Below are 25,622 nucleotides of genomic sequence, written 5' to 3'. Positions count from 1 at the left end.
ATTAAAGCCATAAATGTTTTGGCAGGGCGAGCAGATTTCCTTTCAAATTAGAAATGAATAGACAGCTAACAATTGGTAAAAGAAAAAATTAAAAGAGGGGTTAGGGTATCTAGATATGTAATATATAAGGAAACCCTAGTAGATTTTAAAGAACATTTTTGGTCGTTCATAGGGACTTTTGTTGGGATGGGAATGTTGGCTTTTGTACAAAGTTATTTCCTTGATAAAACAGAAAATGTATTGCTCATCGGTTCTTTTGGTGCTTCGAGTGTGTTGGTTTACGGGGCCATACAAAGTCCCTTGGCCCAACCCAGAAATTTAATAGGTGGACATGTGATTTCGGCCATCATAGGGGTAACAGTCTTCAAATGCCTTCCCGATATTATTTGGCTTACGGCTCCTTTAGCGGTAGCCCTGTCTATTGTTCTGATGCAAATAACCAAAACCTTGCATCCCCCTGGAGGTGCTACGGCCTTGATAGCGGTAATGGGGGCTCCTAAAATAGAAGCCTTAGGGTATTATTATGTACTGTCGCCGGTACTGAGCGGAACCCTTATATTAGTCTTAGTAGCCTTGGTATTTAATAATATGACGAGCCATAGGCAATACCCTACCAATAAAAAATTCACTTACTTCAAAAAGAAGAAACTAAAATTATTTTTAAAAAAGGATCGCTGATAAAACGCTAATCACCTTTCTAGAATTATGGTACCCCATCTTGGGCTACCTTATTCCTATGTCATACTAATGGACATTCAATTATTTTGACAAAAGCCCCTACTTACTTGTCTATGTTTTCTACTTTTATACTAACAATTCTGGGGTAGGTCCCTTGGTTCTTTAAAAAAGAAATGGGATATCCAAAACCGATATTATTTTTTAGGATTGTTTAACGTAATAAGGGCCTGAAAAACCCCAATAAAAGATGATTTTTGTAGTAAAATTGTATGAGCGTAAAGAAGTGGTATCATAACAGAGGTTTTAGAGTTCTTTCCAGGCTGGTAGGGATTATCTTGTTATTGTTTGCAGCAACACTTCTTTTTGTGCGTAGCTCCTGGGGACAGGATATTATAATCGACAAAGTGGTGGGTTACTTGGCTAACAAAACCAAAACAAGAGTCGAGGTAGAAAAGCTGTATATCACTTTTAACGGAAATATTCTTCTGAAGGGACTTTATCTGGAAGATCAACAAGGAGATACTTTAATATATTCCAAACAATTAGAAGCTTCTCTGGCGTTGGTGCCCTTGATACAAGGAGATAAAATTCACCTAAAAAAATTAGCGTGGTCCGGGCTAAAAACAAGGATAGCTAAAGAACAGGAGGCCTTAGCCTATAACTACGAGTTTTTAGTGGACGCTTTTTCATCACCTTCAGATACTACGGAGACAACAACCCAGCCCCCAACGGAGCCAATGGCGATGGAGGTGGGGAACTTAGAGTTTAGTGATTTTGATATTTCCATAAAAGATGAGGTGTCGGGATTGCAAGCTAGCCTTCATTTAGGTGATTTGATGTTAGAAATGAGGGAGATAGATCTAGCAGCTATGAAATTCCATCTGGGAGAAACTTCCATATCCAATACTTCCATTTTCTATGAACAGTCAAAACGAATCGCAACGGTAAAAGATACCACTAGTAGTTCCTTGCCCTATATTGCCATAGATGCGCTGAGGTTAAACAATGTAAAGGCTACTTATAAAGATCAACCACAAGAATTGGGCGCCAAGATAGAAATAGGCGATTTTCTTTTAAAATTGCCCAAAGCAGATCTTAACCAAAAAAAGATAGTACTTAGCAGCTTGGCAATAAATAAGTCTTATTTTAATCTAGAAACTGCGACAAAAGTCAATCCTACACCAATGGTTTCCGAAGAAAAGGATACTTTACCAAGTTTTATATGGCCAGATTGGGATATTAGTGTAGCTAAAATTAGTCTTAATGACAACCAATTCTCTTATCAAGATGGAAATGTTTCCCCCACTAAAGGACATTTTAATGCCAAGGACTTGGATTTTTCAGAGGTGTCGCTTCAACTCTCGGAAATATCTTTACGAGATAAAAAGGCCCAACTTGCCTTGGATGGTTTTTCCTTTAGGGAGAAGAGCGGTTTTGCCATAAATGAGCTTGCCTTTAAATTTATAGCAGGCCAAAGGGATCTATCCTTGACGAATCTTGTCCTGGGGACAAGCAATAGTGGACTTCAAGGCAAGGTATTACTGCAATACGAATCTATAGACCAGCTTATACGAACTCCAGAAAAAACAAGGGTTAACGTAGATTTTCCGTTAATCCAGCTGGGTGTTTCAGATGCTTATGTGTTTCAGCCTGCCTTGGAAAAGAACCCTTATTTTAAAAGTTTAGGAGTACACCCATTAAAAGCGAAATTTACGGCCGACGGTACTTTGGAAAATTTACAAATAGACAATACCGCTATTGCTTGGGGCAAGGCTACTACCGTCGAAATTAAAGGGAGTGTGCGTAACCCTATGGATTCTAAATCCTTGGACTTCGATATGTCCAAACTGAATTTTAGGACCGATAAAAAGGCCATTTCAAGCTTTGTTTCTGAATCCCAATTGGGGATCGATATTCCCGAAAGCTTAATAATAAAGGCACAAGCCAAGGGGAGTCTAGAAGATGTTGTCGCAAAACTGTCCATAAATATACCAGAAGGAGATCTTTTATTTGATGGACAACTTACGTCCAAAAACACATTGGCCTTTAAAGGGCTACTTCAGGTAAAAGAATTGGAACTAGACAAGTTGTTGCAAAACGATGCCTTGGGGAAAATTGGCTTTACCGCCAATATATGGGGTAAGGGAAAGGATATAAATAGTTTGGATGCCGGAATTCAGGTAGATTTTTCCGATTTGCAATTATTAAATTATGATTATTCTAATCTTAGCTTAAATGGGGAGCTGAAGAAGGGCAAGGGAGCGGTTCTTTTAAATTTCAAGGATAACAACCTAGACCTTTCCGCGAATACAATAGTTGCCTTGGATAGTATATCCCCAGAATTTAATGTCTTTATGGACCTAAAAGGAGCCGACTTTTCAGCCTTGGGCATAACCAAGGACGATATTCGGGCAACTTTAAAGTTAAATGCCAATTTTAAGGGCAACGGCGAGCAGTTTGAATTCTTGGGGACTATTACTGATGGGGCGACCGTTTACAAAAAAAACTCCTATCCTATAGATGATGTTGTCATCAATACAAAGGTTGATGACAATGGAACCCATGTAAATATGAGGAGTAAAATGCTAATGGTGGCCATGGAATCCAATAAAAATCCGGAACATCTTTTGGCAGCCCTCCGGCAGCAGTTTAGTAGTTACCTGGAGGATAGTATTAGAAGAGAGGAGGGGATAGTTCCTACGACTATGAAAATGGATCTAAGTGTGCACAAAACTCCCATGTTGGAAAAAGTGTTATTACCGGGCTTGGAAAGGATGGAAGATATTAAGCTGCACTTCGATTATAAGGAGGCCCATAATACTATAACTGCTAATTTTCAGGCTCCTTTTATACAATATAAGGACAGTAAAGTAGACAGCCTGCATTTAAACCTAGAAGGGGTAGGTGCTGCCCTAAAGTTTACTTTCGGGATCGGGGGGCTAGAGTCAGGTCCATTGATGATCAAAAAAACTTATTTTGATGGAGCGGTAAAAGACAAGACCTTGTACTTGGATTTTAATGCCATGGACCACAGTGAAAAATTGCTATATATAGCGACCCAAATAGAGAAACAAGGCGACACCATAGCGCTTCATATTAACCCTACATCTTTAATTTTTAATAAAAAACAATGGCAAATACCCGCCGATAACCAGCTGTTGTATGCTCCAAATTATATAAAGGCTAAAGATTTTATACTGAGTAGAAACCAACAAGAATTGGCTGTCAGTTCAGCCTTTTCCGACCAGCAAAAAGAACACATAGGGGTTCAATTTTCAAATTTTAGATTATCGACCTTTAGCAGTTTGTTAAATCCCGATGAGTCCCTGGCAAAAGGAACCCTAAAAGGAAACTTTATCCTAGAGGATCCATTTGGGAGTACTGGATTGGTAACGGATTTGGCTATTGACCAACTAGAGGTTACCGGGATTCCGTTGGGCCATTTGGCTACTAGGGCCACTTCTAAAAATGGAAATAATTATGATTTTGACCTTAAAGTAAACGGAGGGGATTTGGACCTATCCGTAAACGGCGATTTCATAGCGGCGGAAAGTGGGGCACAATTGAATTTAGACCTCCTACTAAACGAGTTAAAAATAAAAGCCCTGGAGCAGTTTGCCCCAGGGGCAATCACTGAAACTAGCGGGAGTGTCAACGGAAAGTTTAAAGTTTCTGGGACCCTTGCAGAACCCTTGTACCAAGGCAGCTTTAATTTTGACAAGGCCGGGCTGCTATTGAAAAGTTTAAATACTAGGTTTACCATGGCCGATGAAACGGTAAGTCTGGATAACAAAGGAATATACCTCCGTAATTTTACCATTACCGATGCCAATAACAATCGCTTTGCCTTAGATGGGGAAGTAGGTACAAAAAACTTGCTAAACCCCACCTTTGCCCTAAAGGTGAAGGCTAAAGATTTTCAGGTCATCAACGCTACCTCCGAAGATAACGAACAGTATTACGGGAAAGTGAAAATGGATGCGGATATGACCCTTTCGGGAAATTTGAAAACGCCAAAAATAACCGGTACCCTTAGGGTTAACGAGGGATCCGATTTTACTTTTGTAGTTCCAGAGTCCCAGTTAGATATCACCGAGCGCGAAGGGGTGGTCATTTTTGTAAATAAAGAAAACCCTAATGATATTTTAACCAGGAATAAAGACGATGGGGCTTCTTCTGCCATACTCACCGGATATTCCATAGATACTCAGTTGTCCGTAGAAAACAATGCTACTTTTACCATAGTCATCGATGAACGCAGCGGCGACAATTTTCAGATTTCTGGGAAAGGCGATTTTATAGTAGGGGTAGAACCTAGTGGAAGAACAACCCTTTCGGGGAGGTATGAAGTTAAAAAAGGGCATTATGAAGCCAGTCTTTACAATTTGGTAAAAAGAAGGTTCGAAATATCACCGGGAAGCAGTATTATTTGGAACGGGGATCCTTTGGATGCGACCTTGGATATTAAGGCCATTTATAAGGTTGAGACCTCGGCCGCCCCCTTGATGGCCACAAAAATATCGACCCAAAATGCCGCTGAAAGTAGTAAATACAAGCAAAAAGTACCTTTTTTGGTTTATTTAAATGTCGACGGCTCCCTATTGTTACCGGAATTATCTTTTAATTTAGATATTCCAGAAGCAGAACAAGGGGCATTCGGAGGAGCGGTTTACGGGCAAGTACAACAGCTGAACAAACAAGAGGAAGAACTTAACAAACAGGTGTTTTCCCTATTGGTGCTCAATAGGTTCTTTCCAGGGGCTACAAGTGATGGGAGCTCGGGAGGGGCAGCATCTATAGCCCGCGATAATGTAAACAAAGTGCTGTCTGGCCAACTGAACAATTTTTCAGAAAAATTAATAGGGAAAACCGGAGTGGATCTCGATTTTGGATTGGACAGTTTTACCGATTATCAAGGAGATGCTCCCCAAGATAGAACGCAGTTGGATATAAGTGCCAGTAAACGTTTATTTAATAATAGATTAATAGTTCAGGTCGGCAGTGAAGTAGATTTGGAAGGGAGTAGTCAGGTTTCTGGTGAAGGTACCCCCGTCATTGGAAATGTAAATTTGGAGTACTTGTTGACAGAGAACGGACGTTTTAGAATAAAAGGGTTTCGTAAGAACGAATTCGAAAGTGTCATCGACGGACAGCTGATCGTTACCGGAGTAGCGCTTATTTTTAATAGGGAGTTTAATAAGTTCAAGGAGCTTTGGGTAGGGCAACTGAAAGATGATGAAAGCAAAAAAGAAGCACAAAAGCAAGAAAAAGGTGGACAAAAGGAATAAAATAATTGGGGTAGGCATACTCTTTTTAGGGCTTGTACTGCATTCTTGCAGTGTAAAAAAGTACATTCCGGAAGGAGCACAATTATATGCAGGCGGGACATTGGAATTGACTTCGGAAGCGCCCGTAAAAGATCTAAAAGTGGTGGCTGGCGAATTGGATGCCCTATTGCGTCCTGTGCCCAATTCCAAAATTTTGGGAATCTATGCAGGGCTTTATGCCCATTTTAAAGCACAACAAGAAAAACCGGGTTTTATCAATAAGTTCCTAAATAAAAAAATAGGGGAAAAGCCCGTGTATGTATCAGATGTTAATGTTGAAAAGACCAAAGCGCTGATTCAAAATAGGTTGGAAAATCGCGGTTTTTTTTACAATGATATTTCTTCAAAGGAAATCAGTAATAAAAACAGCGCCTCCATAGTATATCAGGTAGCGGTGAGTCAACCCTATACCATGGAAACCTATCAATTAGATACGGATTCCCTACCTATTTATAAGGCCATCCAAAAGAGTTTAGGTGCCAGTGTCCTTAAAAAAGGAAATCGATATGATTTGGCTTCTTTTAAACAGGAACGCGAACGTATAGATACCGATTTAAAATCTCAGGGGTATTATAATTTTAATGGCGATTTTTTAATTTTTGAAGCAGACACCAATCGTTACAAGGATAGGCGTTTCGATCTTTTCTTAAGACTAAAGAAAGAGGTACCCCAAAAATCCCAGATCCCCTATGTTATAGAGGACATTACCGTATACCCCAATTACGGGATTGATGAAAAGGGGCAAGCCTTGGATTCCGTGCGATTAAATGGTATCGATTTTCTTCAGCAACCCTTGTTTTTTAAACCAAAACGGTTGTCGCCCTATATTTTATTAGAAAAGGGAGCGCGCTATACTCCAATTGCATCTAAACTGAGCAGCAATCGACTTTCTTCTATTGGGACTTATAAGTTTGTGAATATCAGATATAATGAGCTGGTTGCCGATAGTCTTATTAGCGCGGACAGTATTGGGGCCTTGGATGCCCGGATATATCTATCGCCTTTGAACAAAAGGTCTATTCGTACAGAATTACAAGCAGTTTCAAAATCCAATAATTTTGCCGGTCCTTCACTAGCGGTCACCTATAGCAATAGAAATTTATTTCAGGGTGGGGAAACCTTAAATCTAAGTGCCGATGGAGGATACGAAACCCAGGTAGGCGGCAAGGCAAATGCGGGGCTAAGCAGTACAAAAATTGGTTTAAAAAGCAGTATCGTCTTTCCGCGTTTGTTAGCGCCAATAAGAACGGAAGGACGTTTTAAATACGGCGTGCCCAAGACAAAAATAGAGGTGGGGGCCGAATTTTTTAAACGGAGCCAATTATATAATGTACACTCCTATAATACCTCTTTTGGATATTTATATAATGCCAATAAATATGTTTTTCACGAACTGGTGCCATTGGGTTTCAATTATGTAAAGCTTTCTAAAAGCAGCGCGGAATTTGATGCTATTTTAAATGAAAATCCGTATTTGAAAAGTAGCTTCAGGCAACAATTTATCGCTGGTCTCAGCTATTCTTTTACGTATAATGAGCTCCTTAGTCAAAAGCGGAAACACCCTGTTTTCTTCAATTTTAATCTTGATATCGCCGGAAATACCTTGAGTTTGCTCAGCAAGAAAAAAAGCGACACTGGAAAAAACACCTTTTTAGGATTGGAATACGCCCAATATGCCAAGGTTGATGTAGATTTTAGACATTACTGGAAGTTGGGAAATTCCCAAACTTTAGTCTCTAGGGTTTTTGGCGGTATAGGGCTGCCTTACGGAAATTCTACGGCCCTCCCTTTTTCAAAACAATATTATTCCGGAGGCCCTTATAGTGTCCGTGCCTTTAGAATACGGTCTTTGGGGCCGGGGAGCTACCTGCCTAGCACCGATAACCAAACCAATTACTTCGATCAGGCCGGGGATATTAGGCTAGAGGCCAATATCGAATACCGCTTTCCCATTTATTCGTTTTTTAAAGGAGCCTTGTTTGCCGATGCTGGTAATGTTTGGTTGATCAAAGAAAATGAATCTTTGCCGGGAGGAAAGTTTACTTCCGATTTTATAAACGAGCTAGGGGTTGGGCTAGGGGCCGGATTGCGGGTAGATATTCAGAGTTTTGTCATTCGATTAGATTTGGCCGCTCCTTTAAACAAACCGTATTTGCCCAAGAAAGAGCGATGGGAAATAGGGATTAAAGAACCCATCTTAAATTTTGCTATCGGATATCCATTTTAGGAAACGCTATGCCTATGGGTTTGTTTTTTTTGATGTTCAGTAGCTGTTTTCATCTTTCTATTTAACGAAAAACACCATGATACGGTATGATGTAGGTCATATGTATCTCTACCTGACTAGGTTATATTTGAGTGTAATAACTCTAATACGGCAGATGGTGTATGGTTATGGGGTCTCACATAGTGGTAGGGATACGGCAATTCTTTGAACAAATAGGGGAGTTGTCCTTTTTCTTTGGCCGCTTTTTAAGAGAAGCCGTAAAGCCCCCATTCGAATTTTCGGAGCTTTTGCACCAGTGTTATAACGTCGGAAACCGTTCCCTGCCATTGGTAGGGATTACAGGCTTTATTATAGGTTTAGTTTTAACCTTACAGACCAGGCCCACTCTGGAAGAATTTGGAGCAGTGTCTTGGATGCCCAATATGGTGGGGATATCTATAATAAGAGAAATAGGTCCCGTTATCGTTGCGTTGATTTGTGCCGGGCGTATTGCCTCTGGAATGGGAGCAGAATTGGGCTCTATGCGCGTTACCGAACAAATTGATGCCATGGAAGTCTCTGGTACCAATCCTTTTAAATATCTGGTGGTTACCAGAATCATCGCTACGACCATGATGATTCCGATTTTGACCATTTTTGGCGATGTACTGGCTTTGTACGGTTCTTTTTTGGTCGAAAATTTTAAAGGGAACGTTTCTTTTCAACTCTATTTTAACCAAGTATTCGATGCCTTGAGTTTTGGCGATCTTGTTCCCGCAATAATTAAGTCATTTTTCTTTGGAATGGCTATTGGTCTGGTCGGTTGTTTTAAAGGGTATAATTGTAAGAAAGGTACGGTAGGCGTAGGGGTAGCGGCCAATACAGCCGTTGTTATGGCTTCTATGTTCATTTTTATACTGGATTTTATTGCCGTTTTTATTTCCGATATTTTTTATGACCTATGAAAGCTACGCAAAACATAACCTCCGTACACCAATCCACGGCGATGCCCGAGGCCGTCATTGCGATACAGGATTTACGAAAAAGTTTTGGAGATAATCATGTCCTGAACGGATTTAATATGAAACTCTACAAAGGAGAAAACCTGGTCATTATGGGCAAGTCCGGCTCCGGGAAATCTGTAATGATCAAGTGTTTGGTAGGCCTTATGCAAGCCGATAGTGGCAGTATCATGGTAATGGGGAAGGAAGTGGCCAAACTGAACCGAAAGGTGCTTGATGAATTACGGGCCGAAATAGGGTTTCTTTTTCAGGGGAGTGCCCTGTACGATTCAATGACCGTTCGCGAAAATTTAGAATTCCCCCTACGACGGCATCAAAAAAAAATGGGGAATAACCTAGATACCAATTCCTTGGTAATGGAAGCCTTGGAAAACGTTGGTTTGGCCCATACGGTCGATATTATGCCCGAAGAATTATCGGGCGGGATGAAACGAAGGGTGGCCTTGGCAAGAACCCTGATCATACAACCTAAAATAATATTATACGATGAGCCTACTAGTGGGTTAGACCCTATTACCTCTAAAGAAATTATAGAATTGATGTTGCGGATTCAAAAGAAATACGAGACCTCCTCCTTAATTATTACCCACGATGTGGATTGTGCCCGGGTGATTGCAGATCGTATGATATTGTTAATTGACGGAGTAAATTATATAGAAGGAACATTTGATGAGTTAATACAGATAAACGACCCAAAGGTGAAAGCCTTTTTTAAATAAACAGTCATGGGAAAGACAGCATCTGAAAAATTAAAACTAGGGGTTTTTGTGATCATAGGAACTATTTTAATAGTAGTGGCCGCTTACTTAATAGGGAATAATCAGAGTCTTTTTAATAAAACATTCGCCATCAATACGGTCGTAAATAATGTAAACGGACTTCAATTAGGGAACAACGTTCGTTTTTCCGGAATCAATGTAGGTACTGTAAAGAGCATTGAAATGGAAAATGATACCAGTATCAGGATTCGTATGGTCATTGATGAAAAAATGCTTCAATATATCAGGAAAGATGCCGTGGTAACGATAGGATCTGATGGTTTTGTAGGGAGTATGATAGTCAATATCATCCCTGGAGAAGGCACTGCTCCTTTAATAGCGCCAAATGATGAACTTAGGTCTTATAGTAGAATAGCTACCCAAGATATGCTCCGTACCTTAAATGTCACCACAGAAAATGCCGCCATGCTCACCTCCAATTTATTAAAGGTGTCAGAGTCCATGGTAAAGGGAAATGGCACCTTGGGGAGACTTCTGAACGATACCCTTATGGCCAAGGATCTTCAGCAAACCATTACCAATCTTAAACATAGCAGCAATACGGCAATTACTGCTATTGCAGGCTTAAACAATATCATAGGGAGTATGAATTTTGAAGAAAGTACCGCTGGACTTTTCTTAAGCGATACCCTATCGGCCCAAAAAATACGTAGTATTATAGATCATTTGGAAACCTCGGGTGCAGAAGTAGAAGAAATGCTGAAGGAGCTGAATGTGGTTATAAGTGATGTAAAAGAGGGGAGAGGGGCCATTCATTATTTGTCCCAGGATACCACTTTGGTACATCATCTAGAAAACACCATGAAGAATGTCGATGAGGGCAGCCGGCGTTTTAATGAAAATATGGAAGCTCTAAAACACAGTTTCCTTACCCGTAGGTATTTTAGGAAATTAGCAAGAAAGCAAAAAAAAGAAGCGGAACAAGCGCAGGAAGGGCAATAGTATTTTTAAATAAAGAATGATTGCCTGTATTCACCCCAGGTATAATTTCAGGGCTTATTTTTCGAGTTCAATCAACGTAATTTCCGGGCGCATTCCCAGCCTACCAGGAAACCCCAACCATCCTAACCCTCTATTTACATGCAGGTATTGATGGTTTTGCCTATACAAACCGGCCCAGTGTTCATATTTATATTTAATAGGGCTCCATTTTTTGTTTTTTAGCCGTATTCCGGCTTGCATACCATGGGTGTGGCCAGATAGGGTAAGGGCAATATCCGTAGCTTTCACCACCTCTTCCGTCCAATGAGAGGGATCGTGGGATAGTAATATCTTAAAAGGAACCTCTTGCACGTTCTTTAGAGATTTTTCAAGGTCTCCGTATTGTTTAAAGGGTGGATTGCCCCAATTTTCCACACCGATAACGGCTATCTGTTCTCCGTTTTTATCGATAAGGACTGCTTGATTGAGCAGTAAATGGAAATCTATGGTAGTAAAGAAATTTTTAATAGCCTCAAAATTTTCCTTTTTAGCGGTTTTAGACTCCCATGTACTGTAATCGCCATAGTCGTGGTTACCCAACACAGCGTATTTTCCAATTTTGGCCGATAGTTTTTTTAAGACTTGGTCCCACCCCCGTAACTCCCATGAATAGTTATTGACCAAGTCACCCGTAAAAAAAATAATATCGGGGTTTAAATGGTTGATGGTGGCAATGGCCCTTTTTAAAATATGGTATCTATAATTAAAACTACCCAAATGCAGGTCTGATATTTGAACGATCTGCAAGCCTACAAAACTTTTGGGGAGTTTTTCGCTTTTTATCGTAATACGGTGGACTTTAAAGCGGTACACTGCTTTAAAAACGGCATATAGAATGACGAAAAACGGTAAAAAGCCCGAAAAAACACCTATAAGTGGAATGATAATAAGCGAGTCTGTTTCGGAGAACATATAATTGGTAAAGTAAAGTACCGAAATAACGATTACAAAAATCAGTTTAGGGATAAAGGACGATACCGTCAATCCGTAAAGGGAAGAAATTAATAGTTGCTTGCGCTGCGGGGCAATGCTGTCTATCCGTATTTTTAACACCAGTATGGCGGTGACCAGGCCAAGGGTGAAAAACCAAAAGCTGCTATAAATAAAAGTTTTAAAGCTGGTAGAGGAAATCGGCTGGGAGATAGCCTGAAGCCAATAAAATGCCAGGGAATCGACCAGTAGCAACACCAAACACAAAAGAAAAATGGCAAATAGGGAATACGAACGCATAAGGCAGTATTATGGTTTAATAGCGTTCGTATTGTTAAACCTTCTTTTGTCCTTTATGGCCCAAAAGATACCTTTGACGTCTTTTACCCAGTTTTTGTACATATAAATAAGGGTTATTTCTTCAATGGTTTCTAAAACCCCCAATACGATCATTAGGTAAAACAACCAATAAAGGGGACCAAAAAACAAGAGCCACAAGATAAAAACCCCTTGGGCTACTGCCGATAATTTGGCCAAATAGGTGTGAAAAGCAGTAGCCTTTCCATATTTTTTAAATGCAATAGCCATTTGTATAAGGTAAGGAACAAAGGCTATAAGTATAAGTAGGTAGTTTTCTTTTATAAATGGAAATTCAAAAACCAAAAGGCCTATGAGTCCAACCGCTAGAGTAATTTGGTCCCCCATAGAGTCTAATTGAGAACCTCTTGCACTAGATATTTTAAATTTTCTGGCCAAGTAACCATCAATGGCATCGGTGCTATAACTAATAAGCAAAAACCAAGAAAATAACTCTCGTTGTTTAAAGGCAATGAGACTTAAAAGTAATGGCACGGCCAGAATACGGTAAAAAGAAAACCAATCGGCAATATTATATTTTTTAAAATTAAACATAGGCGTTACAAAGAGTCACTGATTTATACGAGTCCCCTTAATTTACAAAATTCCCGCCAAGTAAGGAGTCTAGTTTTTTGGTAATAGTACTTACATAGTGGGGAATGTCTTCTATTCTAGATTCTCCGGTAAAGGCATCGACCCCTTTCATTTTGGAGGTTCCATTGCCAGAGGTGGTTAAAATCACCATTCTATCTAGGTGTTCCCGGTGTCTTTCTATATATAATTTAACATTTGTAGGAGGCTTCCAGTACGCCCAGGTATGGACCAATAGTATAGCATCGTAATTGATAGGATTTATACGTTCTAAGGAAGATATATCGATGACCTTTATATATACTTCCTTCATTTTGTAATAGGCCACCACTTCTTGGGTAAGCCGATTTTTAAATTTGCTTCCTTGTGTGGCAATCAAGAGTTTGGAGTCTAAGGAAATGGAGTTTTTATCAAATTCACTGGCCTCGCTCATTGCGTATGTGTTATGGTACCACATTAAAAAAATAAGGAAAAGGAGTAGCAAAGAAAAGAGCACCGGCCATATTTTATTAAATGCTTTCATAAACTTTTGGGCTATTTTTTAGTGGAATCCAAACTGTGTTTTAGTATTTGTTTTAGACTGTCTAAATAATCTTTCATAACCTTTAAAGTAATATCTGGATGGTCCTTCGTCGGAATGGTGACAGGGTCTTCGTCCAAGAATTTATATAGCTGAGGGTGATCTGCCTTTATGGTATTGGTCAACTGGGTGATTTCCGTAAGTATCCGTTGTAATTTGTCCATGATAGTGAATGATTTAGAATGCTAATATCCGATCGGTTTATTGGGTTGTTTATAAAGAGGTGTCCTGTAATCTTATGGTCTTCAGTGTGTTTGGGTGAATGTTTTTTAATCTGTTTTAGCGTATTAAAGTAAATCTATGACTTTCCTATCCGAAAAAGAATGACACAAATCATATAGGGGGCAAATTTTAAGCTACTGATGAATATCATTTTATGTCTTGGCTCTAATGGGTAGTTTCATAAAGGTGTTGGCCATCGCCAATGAAAAAGGCTAGAAACATAAGTATTAACATGACCGAAACCTGGTTGCAAAGACAAATTCAACTATATGAATTACAGATGACCGCTAAAAAACAATAAATATCCGCATATGAAAACCATATTGTACGCTACGGATTATTCCCAAAATTCAGTTACTGCCCTGCACTTTGCCGAAGCATTGGCAAAAAAAAGCAATGCCCAAATGGTCATGTTACATGTTTTTGATATGCCATTATCCTTGGCCAGTACGGTATCTATTTCCTATATCAAAAAAGAACAACGCTTGTATACGGAACATAAAAATAAATTAATGGACTTTTGTTTGGCACAGATGAAGAGTGAAACAAATAGGGAACAATTACAATGGGAAGTACATGAAGAAAGTTCTGTAGTAGACGGGATTCGGGAAAAGGCAGTTGAACTTGGGGCCGATTTGATAGTAGTGGGAACCAAAGGGGAACGGATATTAAAGGAAATGTTATTCGGTACCACTGCGGAAGGCCTTATAAAAAAAACTCCTTGTCCGGTCTTGGCCGTGCCAGAGAATAGTACCTTAGAAAGCCTGAAAACCATGGTGTATGCGACGGATTTTGAAGAGGCCGATATTTATGCGATTCGAAAATTTGTCCAAATTGCTGGTTTATTCGACGCCCAGCTAAATGTTGTTCATATTACTTCCCAGAAAGAAAAGAATGGTCAGGACCAAATGGATTGGTTTAAAGAAATCCTACAACAGAAAGTAGTCTATTCTAAATTGGAGTTTCATTTATTATATTCAGAAAATATATTGGAGGCCTTGATACGGTATCTGATTGATGCGGATGCGGGGTTATTGGCAATGTTAGAAAGAAAGGACAGTGGATTTTTTCAAACGTACTTTCAATCCGATCTGGTGAAAAAAATGGAAAGAAATACCCCTGTGCCCCTCTTGAGCTATAACGTTTCTGGACTTTAGGCAGGTAGAGAAATGAATTTTGAAATTGTTCTATTATGGAAACTTTTTCTGATGTAAAATGGACTTTCCGATAGCAGTAGATTTAAATTTCTCTTTTTTTGTTTCTCAGGACCTAGTGGTTAAAAGTATGCACAAACCGAATAGTGAATTTAGCAATATAGATAAAACCAAAGCAATAAAACTCCCGATGACCGACTTGTTTTAATACTGTTATAATAAATAATGGCTACATTTTTAGATTAATACGCGTTAGGGACCGCGGCGGCATCCCCGCAGCGGAGCAAGGGATATAGCCAAGTGCCCGCCCGACGCAGGAGGGAACGCCCAAATAATGAATAAATGAGCTGTGCTGTTTGTCATAAAAGCGGCGATTACAAAAATAAAAGAGGGTGCCTTATAAAGATTATCAATGGATTTGGTATATTTATGAAGGTTCAAATCCGGTTAATTGGGAGAGAACTGATAACGATCATGAATTAAATGTGGTGGATAATTTAAATTTCATAAATATTTTAAATCATTGAGAATGTTACACCAGGGAAATACATCGGAAGAAATCCTCAAAGACTTTCATAGTGATACGATGCTGTGGAAATCATTGGTAGGGTATATGGAAAAAGAAGCCGTTTTCCTAGGTAGCTTATTGAATACGGGAATATACCAGGATGTCATGACCGATCATGACCAACGGTTCAAAAATTACAAGACCGCCTTGGAAACCAAGACGAAAGAAATACATCTTCTAAAAAATGAGGTGTTGGAATATGAAGACGAATTAAGGGGGATTTTAGAATGCGAGGATATTTACTGTGATACCTTTTATATGGAAAATCACACTACCTTTAAACAGCGATTCGAGCAGTTGTTTATCGCCTTTAATGACTATAAAGTAAGTGTGTTTCAGTATGTTGGAAATATATTGTAATACTCCTAAGGACTCAAAAAAAATAATACATCTCATAAAAAACCAGAACGTATTCTCTAAGGATTTAAAAGGGGGTTTGTCCTTTTTAAGTAATGATTCTTTAAATTAGAGCTAGCCTTGGCCATTATTTTAGAATGCTTATAGCCTGTGATCGGCGGCTCGTATATTGAAAGGGTTTGGTTGTTGCCTACACCTGTTTTTGGGTTTGTTTTAGATACTTTGAACTTTTTTATAGCGTCAATGATGAAAAATTTTCCTTTCCATCTTTCTCTTCCTAGTAAGGATTTACAGAAGACTAAAAAATTTTATTTGGAAATTTTAGGAGCTTCTTTGGGAAGGAGTACGGATCAATGGATAGATATTGATCTGTACCAAAATCAAATAACATTTACCAAGGCCGGCGATTTTAATTTCGAATATAAAAGTTATCGCTTGGGGACCGAAATACTGCCTTCCTTTCATTTTGGCATCATAGTCGATACGGATTTATGGTGTAAATTATATGCCCGATTATCGCCATTGGACTTGGATATTACTACCGAAGTTACATTTTTGGAAGATAAGGTAGGCGAGCACCTTTCTTTTTTTATCCAGGATCCCAATGGGTATATGGTAGAGTTTAAAAGTTTTAAAAATAATAATGAAATCTTTAGCACGGCATAAGGTGTCAGGGAAGATTGTTTTTGAAGTTTCGTCTAACCGTTCGTTGAGGGGATTATTTGGCCGTCTTCCATTTCTATGATCCTATCGGTTCGTTTGGCAAAATCCAAGTCGTGGGTAACGACTAATAAAGACAGTCCTTGTTTTTCCTTTAATTGCTTAAAAATCTGGAATACATTTTCGGAGTTATAGCTGTCCAAATTCCCAGTAGGCTCATCGCCCATTAGAATAGAGGGGTTGTTAATCAGTGCCCTAGCGATGGCTACCCGTTGTTTTTCTCCTCCCGATATCCTAGATGCCCTTTGTTTGGCCAAATGCCCTATATGGAGCATTTTTAGTTTTTCCATGGCATCGTGTTCTATTTCGGCGGTGGATTTCTCCGCTAATTTTTTTGCAGGCAACATTACATTTTCCAATACACTAAATTCGGATAATAGATAGTGAAACTGAAAGACAAAACCTATGTTTTTATTCCGAATTCTGGATAGTGCGCTCGCTCGTTTTCCGGTAACCAGCTCATTGTTAAGGAACAGTTCACCCGTATAATCGGTATCCATGGTAGACAGAATGTATAGCAAGGTCGATTTTCCCGAACCCGATTTCCCCATAATGGAGGCAAATTCTCCCTTCTTTATTTGAAAGGAAATATCCTTAAGTACATGGAAAAGCACCGGTTTTTTAAAATATTTGTCAATGTTTTTTGTGGCTAAGACTAGGCTCATAGGTTGGTTTTAGGTTCCTCGGATAATACGTACTGGGTCTATTCGTTTTGCTTTGGCTGAGGGCAGATAGCCCGCGATAAAGGTAGCGATCAGGGCAAAGGCTATTCCGATAAGGTAATACCATGGATTGTAATTTATGGGATAGGTAGTAATGGTAGGCAAGGCCTCGGTCTTAAAAGGAACCGTATCGATAAGGCGCGAAAGGATAAACCCGAGTAAGAGCCCCAAACCACCGCCGAGGACACCTATGATCATGGCCTGACTCATAAAAATGAGCTGTACATCCAGTCCGGAAAAGCCGGTGGCTTTTAAGATGGCAATATCCTTCATTTTTTCATAGATAAGCATGTTCAGAATATTGTAGATTCCAAAACCAGCTACTATTAACAGGGTAATGGATACAGCATAGGTGATAAGGTTCCTGATATTGGATCCGGTCTCGAACTGTGCATTGGCCTCATTGATATCTACCGCTTGTATTTGAAATTGTTTTTCCAACCTATGGGCTATTTCAGGAGCCATTTCTATATGATGGAGTTTAATGTTTATATCGGTAATATAATTTTCGGCTTCCCCGGTAATGCGCTGCACGGTAGACAGATTGGCATAGCTTTGAATATTGTCTATATCGGCAATACCGCTTTGATAAATCCCCACTATTTTTAAGGGAAAGACATCGCCTCTTATGGTGCTGATCTGTACCCTATCTCCGGTAGTCAGGGACATTTTTTTTGCCAGGCCTGCACCTAACAAAATGCCATTCTCGTTGTTTTTTAGGGCCTCGGGGCTTCCATCGACAATATAGTCCCTAAAATTGGAGAGGCGTACCTCTTCCATGATATCTACCCCCACCAAATTCCCTCCCAATTCTATAGAACCAGAAAGATAAAATAGCTGTTCCCGGAGTTGGGGAGTAGCGCCTTTTACATTTTTATCGGCCTTTAAATAATTTAAAATGGGCAGGGCATTATGAATTTTCTTTTGACTTTTTTTAGGTTTTATGTGGTGAACCATATGAACGGCATTCCTGTATTCTGCGTACAACGATACTGGCTGCTGTTTAGAGGGCGCTATTTCATTGTACATATGTATATGGGGGGTCTGGTTAAGGATCAAACTGTCGAGCATCTGGTTCAGTCCGGTCATAAAACTCACCAAGGTAATATAGGCCCCTATACCAAAAGTGACCCCCAAGGCTGCGGTTACGGTAGATTTCATCTTGGTGATAAGATGGGTCTTAGCTATATTTAATATGACCTTCCAGTTAATCATTCCTTTGGTTTTATCAGGCTAGTATGTTCGTTTATGCCCTTTAAAATTTCGACCCTTTCCAAGTTTTGAAGTCCTACCGCCACGTCTAGAATGCCATCATCGGTTTGCACCTTGTTTCCCGGCAACAGGTATTCTTTGGGGATGGTAAGAGCGTTATCTTTTTGGGCAATAATGATATTCCCTTCCCCGGCCAAACCAGGGTATAGAATGTTGGGCATCTGGTTAAAAATGGCTTCGACCTTAAAGGTTTGCGACCTTTCGTCTTTTCTAGGGTATATTTTGCTGACTTTTGCGGTAAAAACTTGGTTTGCATAGGCATCCAAGCTTATAAATGCTTTTTGTCCCAATGCCAGTTTTACGATATCGACCTCGTCTACCAGCATATCTATGATAAAAACAGAATCACTGCCTATGGCCGCCAAGGGCTCCATCGTATTTACAATCTCGCCCTGATTTTTGTATAATGCGTAGATCTTGCCATTTATTTTGCTTCTTATTGTAAAATCCTGGGAGCTTATTTGGGCACTTTTATAGGTGTTGTTAGCTTGTAAAACCTTGTTTTCCAATTCTTTTTTGGTACGACCATAATTGCTTTTTAATAGGTTTAATTTGTTTTGTGACAGTTCATAGGCAAGTTTTCTGCTATCGAATTCTATTTTAGATCCTATTCTTTGATTCCAGAGTTTTTTTTGTCGCTCATAGTTGATGGAGTCATTTTTTAAGGTCGATGCCGCCGCCGCCATCTCTTCCTCCAGGTCTTTTAAAATAGGGGAAGGGCCTTTATAATTCTCCCTACTTAATTCAAGTGCCAGCCGTGCATTTTCAGTACTTAAAAGCAGGGCCGAATTGGTTATTTGAAGAATAGGGTCGCCTTTTGCTACCTTATGGCCCTCTTCAACCAGGTTGCGCTCTACAATTCCCACCACAGAAGCATAGGCTTGGTATAGGCTGTCGGGTTGTATGGTGACCGAGGCGTAAACGGATTCCGTAAGCATCCCCTTTGTGGGGTGAATCCGCTCTTGTTGGTCGCCACATGATAGCAAGTTGAAAATTAAAAGAACACTGAATAGACGGCTCATAATCAATAGTTTGGCAATAGGTAAAAATAAAGAGAAAAAGTAGCTCAGAAACATGAGATAAGTCATCCTTAGGGCCGATTGTTAAAAAAAGATGGCCGTTATGATGAAAATCATAGTATAAGTACTAGGTTCTGGATTACTTTATGGGCGAATAAAAAATACTAGTATGCCTAGTTCCCAAGCCGCCATATCCATTAAAATGCAAGACCTTAGTCTACTTGGGAATTTAACGATTCCGGAGGGGGCCGTTGGTATCGTTATATTTTCTCATGGCAGTGGTAGTAGTAGGCTAAGTCCGCGCAACAATTATGTTGCGAAGGTTTTACAGGACCACGGCTTGGCCACACTTTTACTGGACCTGCTTACGGCAGAAGAGGATCTGGTCTATGAAAATAGGTTCAATATAAATTTATTGGCCAAAAGATTGATAGCGGCTACGCATTGGGTTAAAAACCAAGAGCATACCAAAACCATGGCAATGGGGTATTTTGGTGCGAGTACTGGTGCAGCATCGGCATTAAGGGCCAGTGCTTTTTTAGGGAGCGACATCCAAGCGGTGGTATCCAGGGGCGGGCGGCCAGATTTGGCCATGGCAGTATTATCGCGCGTAGAGTCACCTACGCTTTTTATTGTAGGGGGCTGGGACCGTGAGGTCATAACCCTTAATCAACAGGCATTCTCGGAACTAAGAGGAGATCATCAATTGGTAATAGTTCCCGAAGCCTCCCATCTTTTCGAGGAGCCAGGAAAATTAGAAGAAGTAGCAACCCTTTCAACGGCTTGGTTTAAAGAGTATCTCACCTAAAAAATAGACCTTATGTTTAAGGACAGAATAGATGCAGGAATTCAGTTGGCAGAAAAACTACTACCGCTGAAAAATGAAGATGTCTTGGTTTTGGCAGTGCCTAGAGGCGGACTTCCTCTGGGGGCCATTATCGCAAAATCCTTGGACGCCCCACTGAACATTGTCTTCTCCAAGAAAATAGGACATCCTAGCAATAGGGAATATGCCATAGGAGCCGTGAGCATGGATTATAGTGTTCTTGGCGATGTTGGAGGAGTATCCGAAGAATACATAAAAGAGGAAACGGCCCGATTACGGCAAAAAATGAAGGCGCGATATCTTCAATATTATAAAAATATAAGGCCACAATCATTGGCAGGTAAAACGGTGGTGATCGTAGATGACGGTATTGCTACAGGAAATACCATGTTGGTTACCGTAGCCTTGGTAAGTCATCAAAAGCCAAAAAAGATTATAGTAGCCATTCCCGTTGCACCTTCCTCGGCAATTCGAAAATTAAAAGGGCTGCCAGAATTGGAGGAAGTGATTTGCTTGGAAACACCGGTCATCTTTAAGGCTGTGGGGCAGTTTTATGAAAATTTCCATCAGCTAAGCGATGCCGAGGCCATCCGTATTTTAGAAGAAAGCAATTAGGCTCCTTGTTTTAATTGGGACATAATTGGTATTAATAGAAGCAGCTAATTATTTTAAGAGGAACCTTATCCGATTTAAAAACAAATCCAATATGGTTTTTGATGGTACCAAAGAGATGCAAAAAATAATAACACTGACGGTAAACCCTTTGGTAGATAAAAACACTACTGTTGTCGGTCTAAGACCCGATACGAACTTAGCAGCCACACAAGCTTTTTATCATGCAGGAGGAGGTGGAATTAATGTATCCAGGGCCATTCACAATTTAGGGGGTAGTTCGGTGGCCTTATTTTTAGAAGGCGGCAGAACAGGGGCCCATTTAGCAAACTTATTGGGTAGCGCTGGCATTCCAATAAAAACGGTACACATTGCAAGTCATACCCGTGAAAATTTTGCCGTAAAAGATACCGTGACCCAATTGGACTACAGATTTAGTATGCCCGGACCTTTTGTGAAGGAAGCCGAATGGAAGGCGTGTTTAACAGCGGTGGAGGGTATTTTAAACCCGGGCGATTACTTAGTAGCTAGTGGAAAATTAACCACAGGGATTCCCGACGATTTTTATCTACAACTAGCCAATATTGCCGAAGCAAAAGGAGCTAAACTGGTCCTAGATACCAAAGGAAAGGCCTTGTTGGAAGCCATTAAAGGGAGAATATACCTGTTGAAACCCAATCTGGCCGAACTCAGTGAGCTCTGCGGGGTATCTTATATTTCCTATTCTGAACTTGAACCTTTGGCCAAGAACTTTATAAACCGACATTCCTGTGAGTTTATGGTGGTTTCCCTGGGGGCCAAAGGAGCCCTTTTGGTGAGTGCCCAAAACACAGCGTACATTCCGGGGGTAGTGGTTTCCCAGCAAAGTATTATTGGGGCCGGGGATAGTATGGTTGCCGGGATGGTATGTAGTTCACTTCAGGGGGCTACCCCTTTGGAAATGGCGCAATATGGCGTGGCCTGTGGAACAGCCACCACCATGCGGCCGGGGACAAAACTGTGTAAAAAAGAAGATGTTGAAGGTATTTATGAGTGGATACAGCTCCGAGAAAAAGAAACGAATAAAAACTTCTAAAAAAGTCAAACCTGACTTTTGTCATTTTATACCCTCTATGCCCCCTCTACCTTCGCAGCATTATTAAAAACATAATAGTGGATTAAAAAACAGCAAGGATAAAAAAGGAATCGATGTTGTTTTTAAAAGGTAGCCAATCGGGGGAATTATAACTGTTTATACAAATCTATTTGGGGGTACTCCTACTGTGGTAAAAATATATTGCCGCGACCACCCTTAGTGAAATTTTTTGCCAGGCACTTTTGATTTTTGGAATTCTGCTATTAAACGAATTAAAAATTTATGAGTAAAGCGATTTATATTGCCACAACCGGACCTAATACGGGTAAATCTATTGTTTCATTGGGCCTTATGCATATGTTGCTAGGCAAGACAGCAAAGGTTGGTTATTTTAGGCCCATTATAGACGATTTCAGTCCAGGTGGTATGGACAACCATATCAATACCATGCTACATCATTTTGATCTGGATTTGAAGTTTAAAGAAGCCTACGCCTATACCAGATCCGAGATCATCGCTATGAAAAACAAAAATAGGGATGAGGAAATTATAAGTACCATCATAGCAAAATACAAAGCGGTAGAAGACCGCTATGATTTTGTGTTGGTAGAGGGAACCAGTTTTTCTGGGGAAGGATCTATTATAGAATGGGATATCAATGTGCTTATTGCCAAGAATTTGGGTGTTCCGGCCATTATTATCAGTAGTGGGGTAGGGAAGACCATGGATGATTTTGTGGGTACCATGCATATGGCCTATGATTCTTTTAAGGAAAAAGGCGTTGAGGTACTATCGGTTATTGCCAATAAGGTGCAACCAGAAAACCTTTCATGGGTTATCCGAGAGCTACAGGGACATTTACCTAACCAGGTATTGATCAATGCTATTCCTATGAATCCTGCTTTGGCAAATCCTTCTATCAAGGAAATTGTCAGGGAATTAAATGGGAAGGTTTTGTTTGGAAAATCTTTTGTCAATAACCAGGCGGGTGCTTTTAGTGTAGGAGCCATGCAATTGCGAAATTATATTATTCACCTAAAAGAAAATAGCTTGGTGATAACACCGGGAGATAGGGCCGATATAATATTAGGAGCCTTACAGGCAAACATATCTGCCAATTACCCCAACATTTCCGGGATTGTCCTCACTGGTGGCTTAATGCCCGAGGAGCCCATTATAAAATTGATAGAAGGCCTGTCTGAGGTAGTTCCTGTTATTTCGGTTCCGGGAGGGACTTTTGCGGTCACCAATAGCATAGGCAATATAAAGCCGATGATCTATGCAGAAAATACCCATAAGATTACGGCCTCTATCCATGACTTTGAAAAATATGTGCCGGTAGAGGTATTGGCAGAGCGGCTCGTTACTTTCCAGGCGAACGGTATTACCCCAAGAATGTTTCAGTACAACCTTTTGAGAAGGGCACAGGCCAACAAAAAACACATTGTGCTCCCCGAAGGATCGGACGATCGAATTTTAAAGGCCGCCTATAAGTTGGTAGAATCCAATGCGGTAAGGTTAAGCTTGTTAGGAGATAAAAAACAAATAGAGGAATCCTTATCTCGATTGGAATTTTCCTTGGATCTGTCGGGCATAACGATCATAGACCCTAAAAAGTCGCCTGATTTTGAGGACTATGTGCAGACGTTGTACAGCTTGCGGAAACATAAAAATGTCAACTTGGCCATGGCCCGCGATTTAATGGAGGACGTTTCTTATTTCGGGACCATGATGGTTTATAAGGGACACGCGGACGGGATGGTCTCTGGGGCAGTAAATACCACCCAGCACACCATCAGACCAGCCTTACAGTTTGTAAAAACCAAACCAGGGGTATCGGTAGTATCCTCTATATTTTTTATGTGTTTAGACGACCGTGTCACCATTTTTGGCGACTGTGCCATTAACCCAAATCCGACCGCCGAACAATTGGCGGAAATTGCCATTTCTTCGGCGGAGAGCAGTCTCGCTTTTGGGATAGAACCCAGAATAGCCATGCTATCGTATTCTTCCGGGGCCTCTGGACAAGGGGCAGATGTCGATAAAGTACGTACGGCAACGGAAATCGTGAAAAAACTACGCCCCGATTTAAAAGTAGAAGGTCCTATTCAATACGATGCGGCGGTAGACGAAAAAATAGGCCAGAGTAAAATGCCGAATTCCGAAGTGGCGGGAAAAGCCAGTGTATTTATTTTTCCCGACTTGAACACCGGCAACAATACCTATAAGGCCGTACAACGAGAGACAGGAGCCATGGCTATTGGGCCTATGTTACAAGGTCTCAATAAACCGGTCAACGACTTAAGCCGAGGCTGTACCGTAAACGATGTGATCAATACGGTCATTATAACAGCCATCCAAGCACAGGGCATTTAAAAAAAATAATTAAGAGGCTGTAGATAGGCTCTTTACATTAAAAAATAAGCATGAAAATATTAATCCTCAATTCTGGTAGTTCGTCCATTAAATATCAACTGATCCAAATGCCGGCAAAAAAAGTTCTTTGTAAGGGAATGATCGATGCGATAGGCAAAAAAAATGGGATCACAAGTTATAAATCCGATGCCGTAGAAATTAAAGAAAAGCAGGAAATTCCCGATCATAAATTAGGTTTGCTAAAAATAGCGGATCTGTTATTGGACAAAGATAAAGGCGTGATAAAAAATAGCGATGAAATCGCTATTGTTGGGCATAGGGTGGTTCACGGCGGAAATTCTTTCTCTGAAACGACCCTCATAGATAAAGCGGTTAAAGATAAGATCAAACAACTCTGCTCCTTGGCACCATTGCACAATCCGCACAATTTGGAAGGCATTATCCTGGCAGAAACTATATTTACTGCTGCCAAACAGGTCGCAGTTTTTGACACCGCCTTTCACCAGACCATTCCGGTCAAGGCAAAAAAATACGCCATTCCCAATGAATTCTATACCGAGCACGGAATACAAGTGTATGGTTTTCACGGAACCAGCCATAAATATGTTTCAGAAGTGGCCTCCGAGTATTTGGAAAACAAAAAAGCCAAGCTTATAACGGTGCATTTAGGCAATGGCTGTAGTATGACTGCGGTATCCGAGGGAAAAAGCATAGATCACAGTTTGGGATTTACCCCTTCGAACGGACTTATTATGGGGACCAGGTGTGGGGACATCGATCAGACCATAATTTTTCATTTGGTCAATACATTGGGCTACAGCCTAGAAGAAGTAAACGCTCTTTTGGTCAAAAAAAGCGGTATGTACGGGCTCACTGGATATTCCGATTTAAGGGAGATAGAAGCTGAAGCCGAAAAAGGAAATAAGGCCTGTATCCTGGCCCTGGAAATGAATGCATATCGCATAAAAAAATATATAGGGGCCTATACGGCTGCTATGAACGGATTGGATGCCCTGGTTTTTACGGCCGGAATAGGAGAAAATTCCGCTACCCTTAGGGCCATGGTATGTCGTGATATGGATTATATGGGACTTCATTTAGATGCCGCCAGAAATACCGCTAAAAAAGCAAGTATAAGGGAAATAAACACCCCTGCAGCGAAGGTGAAAATTTTGGTGGTCCCGACCGATGAGGAATTGGAAATAGCGAAGCAGGCCCATGAATTACTAGGCCAGTTGGTGTAGTGTT

General features: G+C 40.4%; 21 protein-coding genes. 14 read left to right on the top strand and 7 right to left on the bottom strand.

The genetic code is table 11. The annotated features are described in order from the left end of the window. The first annotated feature begins 72 nt into the window (after positions 1 to 72). The 6 genes from HCG49_RS04370 to HCG49_RS04345 all read left to right on the top strand — a co-directional run bounded on the left by HCG49_RS04370 (position 73) and on the right by HCG49_RS04345 (position 10,954). Positions 73 to 678 (top strand): HPP family protein, encoded by a 606-nt coding sequence (locus HCG49_RS04370; protein ID WP_168468336.1) that lies wholly within the window; start codon positions 73 to 75, stop codon positions 676 to 678. 269 nt (positions 679 to 947) lie between these two features. Then, entirely contained in the window at positions 948 to 5,966 is a 5,019-nt protein-coding gene (locus HCG49_RS04365) for a translocation/assembly module TamB (RefSeq protein WP_168468335.1), read from the top strand. Beyond that, positions 5,950 to 8,232, top strand: a complete 2,283-nt coding sequence (locus tag HCG49_RS04360) for a BamA/TamA family outer membrane protein (protein WP_317167450.1) — start codon at positions 5,950 to 5,952, stop codon at positions 8,230 to 8,232. The genes HCG49_RS04365 and HCG49_RS04360 overlap by 17 nt, the downstream gene beginning before the upstream one ends. Before the next feature lie 161 nt (positions 8,233 to 8,393). Continuing rightward, entirely contained in the window at positions 8,394 to 9,176 is a 783-nt protein-coding gene (locus tag HCG49_RS04355; protein ID WP_168468334.1) for an MlaE family ABC transporter permease, read from the top strand. A 41-nt stretch (positions 9,177 to 9,217) separates the two neighbouring features. Beyond that, complete coding sequence (locus HCG49_RS04350) at positions 9,218 to 9,952, top strand: ATP-binding cassette domain-containing protein (RefSeq protein WP_168468513.1); 735 nt, start codon at positions 9,218 to 9,220, stop codon at positions 9,950 to 9,952. Between the two features lie 6 nt (positions 9,953 to 9,958). Then, positions 9,959 to 10,954, top strand: a complete 996-nt coding sequence (locus HCG49_RS04345) for an MlaD family protein (protein ID WP_168468333.1) — start codon at positions 9,959 to 9,961, stop codon at positions 10,952 to 10,954. 54 nt (positions 10,955 to 11,008) lie between these two features. On the opposite strand, the gene HCG49_RS04340 is transcribed toward HCG49_RS04345, so the two are convergent. The 4 genes from HCG49_RS04340 to HCG49_RS04325 form a co-directional block, all read right to left on the bottom strand. After that, the gene (locus tag HCG49_RS04340) at positions 11,009 to 12,223 is read right to left on the bottom strand and encodes a metallophosphoesterase (protein ID WP_168468332.1); all 1,215 of its coding nucleotides are present in this window, start codon (positions 12,221 to 12,223) and stop codon (positions 11,009 to 11,011) included. A gap of 9 nt (positions 12,224 to 12,232) precedes the next feature. Continuing rightward, on the bottom strand, positions 12,233 to 12,835 hold the full coding sequence (locus HCG49_RS04335) for a CDP-alcohol phosphatidyltransferase family protein (RefSeq protein ID WP_168468331.1): 603 nt from the start codon (positions 12,833 to 12,835) through the stop codon (positions 12,233 to 12,235). Positions 12,836 to 12,872: 37 nt separating this feature from the next. Next, positions 12,873 to 13,304, bottom strand: coding sequence for a hypothetical protein (locus tag HCG49_RS04330; RefSeq protein WP_168468330.1), 432 nt, complete (start codon positions 13,302 to 13,304; stop codon positions 12,873 to 12,875). Between the two features lie 101 nt (positions 13,305 to 13,405). Beyond that, positions 13,406 to 13,615, bottom strand: coding sequence for a hypothetical protein (locus tag HCG49_RS04325; RefSeq protein WP_168468329.1), 210 nt, complete (start codon positions 13,613 to 13,615; stop codon positions 13,406 to 13,408). 369 nt (positions 13,616 to 13,984) lie between these two features. Here HCG49_RS04325 and HCG49_RS04320 point away from each other — a divergent pair, with 369 nt between their 5' ends. The 3 genes from HCG49_RS04320 (at position 13,985) to HCG49_RS04310 (ending at position 16,418) form a co-directional block, all read left to right on the top strand. Continuing rightward, positions 13,985 to 14,830, top strand: a complete 846-nt coding sequence (locus HCG49_RS04320; RefSeq protein ID WP_168468328.1) for a universal stress protein — start codon at positions 13,985 to 13,987, stop codon at positions 14,828 to 14,830. Positions 14,831 to 15,356: 526 nt separating this feature from the next. After that, complete coding sequence (locus HCG49_RS04315) at positions 15,357 to 15,755, top strand: hypothetical protein (RefSeq protein WP_168468327.1); 399 nt, start codon at positions 15,357 to 15,359, stop codon at positions 15,753 to 15,755. A gap of 240 nt (positions 15,756 to 15,995) precedes the next feature. Continuing rightward, entirely contained in the window at positions 15,996 to 16,418 is a 423-nt protein-coding gene (locus HCG49_RS04310) for a VOC family protein (protein ID WP_245795561.1), read from the top strand. Positions 16,419 to 16,450: 32 nt separating this feature from the next. Here HCG49_RS04310 and HCG49_RS04305 read toward each other — a convergent pair whose 3' ends face one another. Genes HCG49_RS04305 through HCG49_RS04295 form a run of 3 tightly spaced genes read right to left on the bottom strand, consistent with a single transcriptional unit; the run spans position 16,451 to position 19,488 of the window. Then, positions 16,451 to 17,137 carry an ABC transporter ATP-binding protein gene (locus HCG49_RS04305; protein ID WP_168468326.1) on the bottom strand — a complete coding sequence of 229 codons (687 nt, stop codon included), beginning with the start codon at positions 17,135 to 17,137 and terminating at the stop codon, positions 16,451 to 16,453. Positions 17,138 to 17,146: 9 nt separating this feature from the next. Beyond that, complete coding sequence (locus tag HCG49_RS04300) at positions 17,147 to 18,409, bottom strand: ABC transporter permease (protein ID WP_168468325.1); 1,263 nt, start codon at positions 18,407 to 18,409, stop codon at positions 17,147 to 17,149. After that, the gene (locus tag HCG49_RS04295; protein ID WP_168468324.1) at positions 18,406 to 19,488 is read right to left on the bottom strand and encodes an efflux RND transporter periplasmic adaptor subunit; all 1,083 of its coding nucleotides are present in this window, start codon (positions 19,486 to 19,488) and stop codon (positions 18,406 to 18,408) included. The genes HCG49_RS04300 and HCG49_RS04295 overlap by 4 nt, the downstream gene beginning before the upstream one ends. A gap of 166 nt (positions 19,489 to 19,654) precedes the next feature. Between HCG49_RS04295 and HCG49_RS04290 the strand changes: the two genes are divergently transcribed. The 5 genes from HCG49_RS04290 (at position 19,655) to HCG49_RS04270 (ending at position 25,618) form a co-directional block, all read left to right on the top strand. Further along, entirely contained in the window at positions 19,655 to 20,293 is a 639-nt protein-coding gene (locus HCG49_RS04290; protein WP_168468323.1) for a dienelactone hydrolase family protein, read from the top strand. Positions 20,294 to 20,305: 12 nt separating this feature from the next. Continuing rightward, complete coding sequence (locus tag HCG49_RS04285; RefSeq protein WP_168468322.1) at positions 20,306 to 20,926, top strand: phosphoribosyltransferase; 621 nt, start codon at positions 20,306 to 20,308, stop codon at positions 20,924 to 20,926. Positions 20,927 to 20,951: 25 nt separating this feature from the next. Then, positions 20,952 to 21,998 carry a 1-phosphofructokinase family hexose kinase gene (locus HCG49_RS04280; protein ID WP_240938630.1) on the top strand — a complete coding sequence of 349 codons (1,047 nt, stop codon included), beginning with the start codon at positions 20,952 to 20,954 and terminating at the stop codon, positions 21,996 to 21,998. Positions 21,999 to 22,280: 282 nt separating this feature from the next. After that, on the top strand, positions 22,281 to 24,374 hold the full coding sequence (gene pta / locus HCG49_RS04275; RefSeq protein WP_168468321.1) for a phosphate acetyltransferase: 2,094 nt from the start codon (positions 22,281 to 22,283) through the stop codon (positions 24,372 to 24,374). 50 nt (positions 24,375 to 24,424) lie between these two features. Then, a complete protein-coding gene (locus HCG49_RS04270) occupies positions 24,425 to 25,618 on the top strand; it encodes an acetate/propionate family kinase (protein WP_168468320.1) in 1,194 nt (397 codons plus the stop codon). Positions 25,619 to 25,622: the final 4 nt, after the last annotated feature.

It is taken from the genome of Arenibacter sp. 6A1 (genome assembly GCF_012272855.1).
Taxonomy (GTDB): Bacteria; Bacteroidota; Bacteroidia; order Flavobacteriales; family Flavobacteriaceae; genus Arenibacter.
The sequence above is the reverse complement of the archived record's forward strand: the minus strand, read 5'-3'. Positions and strand labels throughout refer to the sequence as shown.